Raw genomic sequence first — 405 nt, forward strand, 5'->3', positions numbered from 1 at the left:
GAGAAGTAAAGATCGGCGATGAAAAATTCTATGCTGTAGGCGCTTCTTCTCCTATCGCACAAGCCTTATCGGGAAAGGCTGGCGGGGAAAAACTGGAATTTAACGGTAGGGAAATTCTTATAAAAGAAGTGATCTGATCATCTTAAGCGTCTTTCGAGGAGTTCTCCCTTAATGGAAAGATGAATGTTCTTTCCTTTTTGGAGTTGGACCGGGACTTCAAAGAATATTTCTTCCCCCTCAATTTCTGCCTGTGTCAAAAAATGACTGCCTTTAAAAAAAGAATTTTTCACCACCGCTTTGTAGCTTCCGGCATCGGTGAGGTGGATCTCGTGCGGATAAAGGATCACCTTTTTTCGGGATGACTGTTTTTTAAAGAACAGGGAAGCAGGCAATTCATTCACTTCT

1 pseudogene is annotated in these 405 nt (G+C 42.2%); it reads right to left on the reverse strand.

The annotated features are described in order from the left end of the window. Nucleotides 1-137: 137 nt before the first annotated feature. A pseudogene (locus HC176_RS17085) lies at nt 138-405 on the reverse strand (hypothetical protein); the annotation flags it as partial.

It is taken from the genome of Tamlana crocina, assembly GCF_012037625.1.